This is a genomic window from Kitasatospora sp. NPDC059088, from assembly GCF_042738155.1.
GTDB lineage: Bacteria > Actinomycetota > Actinomycetes > Streptomycetales > Streptomycetaceae > Kitasatospora.
On the sequence record NZ_JBHYGR010000044.1, the window covers coordinates 34,548 to 38,710 of the forward strand.

Genomic DNA, 4,163 nt, shown 5'->3' on the forward strand with positions numbered 1-4,163 from the left:
CGCCGGGGGAGGGGCGCCGGCGCCCGCGCGCGCCCCCCGGGGGGCGGCCCCCCCCCCCACCGGTGGTTCTGCCGCGCGGGGCTGACGGGCCCGGCGCGTCGCGGTGTTCCTCGTGGAGGATGCCAGTGCGCGCGGCGCCCGTGTTGTCCCTGCGTCTCCACTTCCTTGGCAATGCGTCTACGCGTCGCCGTCCCGCGCCCGCTCGGCCGCGGCCCGGTGGCGGTGCTCACGGGGCGAGAGCCCGTACGCGGCCCGGAAGGCGCGGCTGAAGTCGTCGGCCCGGGGGAAGCCCCAGCGGGCGGCGACGGCCTGGACCGCCAGGGTGCGCAGCGCCGGGTCGGCCAGGTCGCGCCGGGCCCGTTCCAGCCGCTGCCCGCGGATCCAGGCCGCCAGCGTCCGGCCGTCCCCGGACTCCCCGGACTGCCGGGTGAAGACCCGGTGCAGGTGGCTGACGGAGACGTGGTGGGCGGCGGCGATCACCGCCGGCGACAGCTCGGGGTCCTGGAGGTTGCGCCGCACGAAGGCGCGCACCGCCTCCACCAGGGCGCGCTGGCGGGTGTCCTCCGGCACGGCCGCCTCGGCCTCCAGCTCCCCGGCGACCCAGGCGGCGACCAGGTCGACCGCGATGGTGCCCAGCCGGGCCGCCCCGGCCGGGTCCAGCGCCGCCGCCTGCCGGTCCAGCCCGACCAGGAAGTCCGACAGCAGCGCGCAGGTGCCCTCGCGCACCGAGAACCCCCGCCCCAGCAGGTCGCGCAGCCGGTGCGGCGGCAGCGGCAGCAGCGCGGCCGGGAAGTCGATCCCCACGGCCTCGGTCCGCTGCTCCCGGCGGCCGCCGCCCCGGGCCCCGAGGGCCCGCACCTCGTAGGGGTGGGAGCTGTCCACCAGGTACAGGTCGCCCCGGCCGAAGGTGCGGGTGCGCTCCTTGGCGCCGCGGGTCAGTGACAGCCCGCCGTCGAGCGGCATCGTCAGGTGGTACACCCCGGGGTCCGTGCGCCGCACCATGGCGGCGGAGCGCCGGAAGCGCGTCGGCGGGAACGAGGACCGCAGCAGGGTCACCGGCCCCAGCTCCAGGCGCCGCATCTCCGCCCGGAAGTCGTCGGCGTGCTCGCTGGTCATCTCGCTGGCCCGGGTGCGCCCGATCAGCTCCCGCCAGCAGTCGAACCGCTCCCGCGCGGGCACGCCCTCGCCCCGGAACACGCTCCCCGTCACCGCGGCCACCTCGCCGCCCCCTTCCCGCTCCGCTTCCCGGCCCGGCCGCTGCCGGACCGTCGACCGTAACCGATCCCGGCCCGGTCGCCGGCCCGGACCCCCGTGCCTGCCCCGTGCCCAGCCCCGTACCCGCGCCCGGTCCGCGTCCGGGGCCGCGCCCGGTCAGGGGGCCAGCAGTGCGCAGACGAAGTCCTCCTCGACCGCCCGCAGGTGCGCCAGCAGGTCCGGGGTGCCGCTCCGGTTGACCTGCGTGGTGACGGAGACGGTCAGGCTGCGCCGCCCGTCGGCGGTGCCCGCGCCGAGCTGGGTGTAGCCGGGGGTGTTGCCGGTGTGGCCGTACACCGTGCCGCAGCGGGTGGTGTACTCGAAGATCGCCAGTCCGGCGTGGTTGGTGCCGGGGCCGGCGGGTTCGGAGGCGCCGTCGACGAAGGTCCGCTGCTGTGCGCGGGTGGCGTCGCCGATCAGCGGGCCGCCCGCCCAGGCGGCGGCGAAGGCGTTGAAGTCGGCGGGGGTGGAGACCAGGCCGCCCGAGGCCCAGGAGCCGGAGGCGCCGTACTCGGTGCTGACGTCCTGCGGCGGGGCGGGCGGTTCGACGGCGTAGCCGTGCAGGTAGGGCCTCGGCAGCCGGTAGCCGGAGGGCAGGCTGGTGCGGGTGAGTCCGAGCGGGCGGTAGACCTCGGAGGCGAGCAGGTCCTCGTAGCGCTGCCCGGTGGCGGCCTCGGCCATCAGGGCGACGGCGATGTTGTCGGAGTTGGAGTACTGGTAGCGGGTGCCGGGGGTGAACTCCAGGGGCTCGTCGGCGACGAAGTCCAGCAGGTGGCGGGAGTCGAAGACGTGGTGGGGGTCGGCGCTCAGCAGGTCGCCGAAGGCCGGGGCCCTGCTGTAGTCGGGCAGCCCGCTGGTGTGGTTGAGCAGCTGGCGCAGCGTCACCGCGCCCCAGTCGGCGGGCAGCGCGGGCAGCCGGGCGGTGAGGGTGTCGTCGAGGCCGAGCAGTCCGCAGTCCACCAGTCGCAGGGCGACGGCGCCGCTGAACGCCTTGGCGGCGCTGGCCAGGCGCATGTGGTCCTCGGCGAGGGGCGGGCGGCCGGTGCCGAGTTCGGCGGTGCCGGCCCGGATCACCCGGACCCGGTCGTCCTCGCGCAGGACGGCGATGGCGCCGGGCGGGCCGTCCGGGCGGTCCACCAGCTCCTGCAGCCGGGCCCGCAGCGCCCGGTCGCCGTCCTGGCGGCCGTCCTGGCGGCCCTCGGGCCCGCCGCCCGCGGCGGCGCCGGCGGCGGGGGCCAGCGCGAGCGAGGCGGCCAGCGACGCGGTCAGCAGGGCGGTGACGGCGGGCCGTGGACGGCGGCGGGGGCGCGGTGACATGACGGATCCTCCGGAGGGCGGTGCGGGTGCCAGTGGCCGGGTGGCCGGGTGGTTCGGGGGCAAGGGATCACCGCCCGCGGACCCGGGGAAACGGCCGGACGCCCGCCGTGACCCGCCTGGTCGATCACCGCGCCGGGCCGTCGGACCCGGACCCGGACCCGGATCCTGGTCCGACGGCCCGGGGCCCGGAACCCCGGGCCCGGGGTGTCAGCCCTGGAACGGCCCCTCGTCCACGAAGGTGCGCAGCAGCCGGGCGAAGGCCCGGGCGTCGTCCGCCGGCCAGGAGGCGAGGGAGTCCTCGATGCGGGCCGCCAGGCGTTGCCGGGTGGCCCGTACCGCGTCCCGTCCGCGGTCGGTGAGGACGAGCAGGGTCGCGCGCCGGTCACCGGGGTCGGCCTCGCGGCGCAGCAGCCCGGCCTCCTCCAGCCGGTCGGCGCGGCGGGTCACGGTGGTGCGGTCCAGCCCGATCTCGCGGCCCAGGTCGGCGGCGCTGCACGGGCCGGTGCGGGCCAGGCCGCTGAGCACCGGGTAGGTGAGCTCGTCGACGGCTTCCCCCAGGCCGTCGGTCAGCTGGGCGTGCAGGCCGGTGCGGGTGCTGCGCCGCAGCAGCAGTCCCAGGGCCTCGGCGATCTCGTGTCCGGTCGGATTCGTCACCCCCTCAGATTAGCGTGCGCTGCGCACGCTTTTCCTGTACTGTCAGATGCGTGCCTGAGGCACGCACTTTCTCGTGACAAGTCATCGGAGGACCCCGTGCAGCACACCGACATCACCACCGCCCTCGCCGACCTGCTCCTCACCCCGGGCCTGGACCTCCACGAGGCCGTCGACCGGCACTTCGCCCCCGACTACCGCCAGCGCACCGACGGCCGCTGGGACGACCGCGGCGAGTTCCTGGCCCACATCGCCCACCTGCGCACGGTCGTGGCCGACGGCTCCGTCGAGGTCCACGAGGAGCTGGTCGACGGCCACCGCTACGCCGACCGCCACACCATGACCATCACCAAGACCGACGGCTCCACCGTCCGCATGGAGGTCTACCTCTTCGCCGAGTTCGCCCCCGACGGCCGCTTCCGCCGGATCGAGGAGACCACCCTCCTGCTGGAGGGCGCCGACCACGACCGCGACCTCGGCAGCGCCCGCTGACCGAGCGCCCGCCGGACGCCGCGCCCGCTGACCACCGCGCCCGCCGGACGCCGCGCCCGCCCTACGGTTGTTCGCCCGCGCCCTCGGTGTCGATGTGCGGCAGCACCCGGTCCAGGAAGCGCGGCGTCCACCAGGCGGCCGGCCCCAGCAGCGTCATCACCGCCGGCACCAGCAGCAGCCGCACCACCGTGGCGTCCACCAGCACGCTGACCGCCAGGCCCAGCCCCATCATCTTGATCACCACGTTGTCGCTGACGATGAACGCGGCGAACACGCTCACCATGATCAGCGCGGCGCAGGTGATCACCCGCGCGGTGATCTCCAGCGCGTGCGCCACGGAGTCCGGGGGGGGGGGGGGGGGGGGCCGGGGCGCGGGGGGGGGGGGGCGGGGGGTGAATTATATTTATTATTAGTATCAGGCTAGGATATAGCAGAGACAATTTAACGGA

4 protein-coding genes and 1 pseudogene are annotated in these 4,163 nt (G+C 76.1%); 1 reads left to right on the plus strand and 4 read right to left on the minus strand.

Annotated features, from left to right (window positions below; translation table 11 throughout):
• Nucleotides 1-177 precede the first annotated feature (177 nt).
• The 3 genes from ACFWXO_RS21025 to ACFWXO_RS21035 form a co-directional block, all read right to left on the minus strand.
• The gene (locus ACFWXO_RS21025; RefSeq protein ID WP_380525327.1) at nt 178-1,209 is read right to left on the minus strand and encodes an AraC family transcriptional regulator; all 1,032 of its coding nucleotides are present in this window, start codon (nt 1,207-1,209) and stop codon (nt 178-180) included.
• Between the two features lie 162 nt (nt 1,210-1,371).
• Nucleotides 1,372-2,571 (minus strand): serine hydrolase domain-containing protein, encoded by a 1,200-nt coding sequence (locus tag ACFWXO_RS21030; protein ID WP_380525328.1) that lies wholly within the window; start codon nt 2,569-2,571, stop codon nt 1,372-1,374.
• Between the two features lie 207 nt (nt 2,572-2,778).
• Complete coding sequence (locus tag ACFWXO_RS21035; protein ID WP_380525329.1) at nt 2,779-3,225, minus strand: MarR family winged helix-turn-helix transcriptional regulator; 447 nt, start codon at nt 3,223-3,225, stop codon at nt 2,779-2,781.
• Nucleotides 3,226-3,321: 96 nt separating this feature from the next.
• Between ACFWXO_RS21035 and ACFWXO_RS21040 the strand changes: the two genes are divergently transcribed.
• Nucleotides 3,322-3,714, plus strand: a complete 393-nt coding sequence (locus tag ACFWXO_RS21040; RefSeq protein ID WP_375897373.1) for a nuclear transport factor 2 family protein — start codon at nt 3,322-3,324, stop codon at nt 3,712-3,714.
• A 70-nt stretch (nt 3,715-3,784) separates the two neighbouring features.
• On the opposite strand, the pseudogene ACFWXO_RS21045 reads toward ACFWXO_RS21040, so the two are convergent.
• A pseudogene (locus ACFWXO_RS21045) lies at nt 3,785-4,054 on the minus strand (MMPL family transporter); the annotation flags it as partial.
• Nucleotides 4,055-4,163: the final 109 nt, after the last annotated feature.